Here is a 2,157-nt window from a genome sequence, read left to right on the forward strand (position 1 = left end):
CGTCAACAAAATATGCCTAAATACAATATCTTTAATACGTAAGCTAAGATTCAGTGTACCACTTAAAAAAGAGCATAAAATTTTAAATTTAAATGCTGCTGAAGATGATAATTTAATTCAAGCAAGTGATAAAGATAAAACAATATACTCAATAGCAACAATTTGGAATGTTAGCCAAGGAAATTTTATTAAGATTGATTTATTTCCATATAGTAGCAAGACAAGAAGAAACTCGTTTTACTTGTTTTAAAATGGCCCCTCCTAGTTTGATAATATTAAGAAAAAAGGAGTAATAAAAATGAATATTATAGTCTATTGTGGAGCAAGCAAAGGAAACAAAAAAGAATACGAAAATAGTGCAATTCAATTAGGTGAATGGATAGCTAAAAATAATCACACTTTAGTTTTTGGTGGCGGAAATGCAGGATTAATGGGAACAATTGCAAATACTGTAATACATAATAACGGAAAAACAATCGGTGTAATGCCTACGTTCTTACAACAAAGAGAACTAGCACATGACAAGTTAGACAAACTAATAATCGTAGAAAGTATGTCAGAAAGAAAAGAAGTTATTTTAGAAAAAGGGGACGTATGTATAGCACTTCCAGGTGGTCCCGGAACTCTAGAAGAAATAACTGAAGTTGTATCATGGTCAAGAGTTGGACAAAACAATAACCCATGTATCTTTTTCAACACAAATAACTATTATTCTCTTATCGAACAATTCTACGATCAAATGGTTTCAAACGAATTTTTAACTCAAGAAGATAGAAATAAAATACTATTTTCAAAATCTTTCAAAGAAATCGAAGAGTTTATAAAAAATTATAAAGCTCCAAAAATTAGAACTTATTAAATTGTCAAATAGTTTTTGGATGAAGTGAAAATAAATAAGTGTTAAAGTAGAAACATAAAATTATTCCCCATTCAACATTTAGCTTTTCAATGTGAAGTAAATTTTCTCCCAAAACATAGCTGCTCGCAAATTGAGTGGCTATTTTTAATGCTTTATTCCAATTGCTTTATTGACGTTGAGCCTCCGAACCCTTAACAATCCCTAAACTTATCGAATCGTCGGCTTAATAGCTCACGCTATGCCGACATTCGTCTTCAAGTTTAGTTAAGGGTTCTTCTCAACATTAATAAATTTTCTCGGCATAAATACATGTGGTATGCTCAATACAGTGCTCCTTTTAATTGCACAATATGATAACTATTCTCCAAACCACTCAAAAATGAGTGGTTCTTTTATTTTGTCTTTTAAGCCCTTTCTAGGACGTTTAATCATCTTGAATATAAAAAAAGCAAACAAAATTTTTTCGTTTATCAGAGAGGCTATAAATCACTTTAAAATTTATTTTTCAAAACTTTTAAAAGGCCAAATGTAATTTTTATATTGATTACTCTCTTAATAAAAAACTAAACTAAAACTCGGAAAAACCGGTGTATAATGTAACTTTAATATTCTAAAGAGTATAAGAGGAATCCTGCACAAAAATATATCCATTATTTAGTAACAATTTTAGTGTAATAAACCTACATAAATGTTATCATTTATGTAGTGATGTAATATATTCTTATTACATATGATAATGAGATTTTTCTCTTATCATAATTTTCCCTATTCTTTTCATTTTTTCGTAAAACCATTCATTAACTTGAATGGTTCCTTTTTGGAAAATAAAGATATTGATAAGTAAGGCTATAATACTTAAATGTCAAAATTCATTACTTTTAAACAGTATAATTTACAAATTGATTTTACTGAAAATAATAAATTAAGCCTAAATCTTGTTTTTCTAGACCTGTTATAGTTTTCATTAATGTACTTTTTTCGGCTCCATTTTTTCCAATTAGTCTATGGATTTCTCCAAAATCTATTTTCATACTTACATCTTTTAGAATTTTTAATTTTTAAAAGACTTATAGATATTGCTTATTTTGTAACGGGTTTATTAATTATTCTCCGTATAAATAGGTATGAAAAATACCTAAGAATAAAAGTTCATATTCTTTTAAAGACTCATCTAAAAGTTTAAAATAAATAGAAGCAGGTGAAGCCTCCTGATGGGGCTCTCCCTCGTCGCCTGGCGCGGCTGGTTCGATCCGGGCGGCAGGGCCTGGCAGCGTCTGACGCGCCTCCCGGTGGGGCTC

Annotated in this window: 3 protein-coding genes and 1 pseudogene; 2 read left to right on the forward strand and 2 right to left on the reverse strand. The window is 29.9% G+C overall.

The genetic code is table 11. The features are described 5' to 3' along the window. Together AB0C84_RS45980 and AB0C84_RS45985 are read left to right on the forward strand one after the other, a co-directional pair. Positions 1-250 (forward strand): annotated as a pseudogene (locus AB0C84_RS45980) (hypothetical protein); the annotation flags it as partial. 48 nt (positions 251-298) lie between these two features. Then, positions 299-859: a TIGR00730 family Rossman fold protein gene (locus tag AB0C84_RS45985; protein ID WP_002498714.1), complete on the forward strand. Its 561-nt coding sequence runs from the start codon at positions 299-301 to the stop codon at positions 857-859. 905 nt (positions 860-1,764) lie between these two features. On the opposite strand, the gene AB0C84_RS45990 is transcribed toward AB0C84_RS45985, so the two are convergent. Together AB0C84_RS45990 and AB0C84_RS45995 are read right to left on the reverse strand one after the other, a co-directional pair. Next, entirely contained in the window at positions 1,765-1,908 is a 144-nt protein-coding gene (locus AB0C84_RS45990; RefSeq protein WP_162172474.1) for an ATP-binding cassette domain-containing protein, read from the reverse strand. A gap of 54 nt (positions 1,909-1,962) precedes the next feature. After that, positions 1,963-2,157, reverse strand: a 195-nt coding sequence (locus AB0C84_RS45995) for a hypothetical protein (protein WP_361079217.1), incomplete at its 5' end; no start/stop codon positions are given.

Origin of the sequence: Actinomadura sp. NPDC048955 (assembly GCF_040649435.1) — a bacterium.
GTDB classification, from domain to species: Bacteria; Actinomycetota; Actinomycetes; order Streptosporangiales; family Streptosporangiaceae; genus Spirillospora; species Spirillospora luteofluorescens.

Excerpts from the sequence above, each read along its gene's own strand:
- AB0C84_RS45985 (WP_002498714.1), top strand. The coding sequence starts at position 299 with ATGAATATTATAGTCTATTGTGGAGCAAGCAAAGGAAACAAAAAAGAA.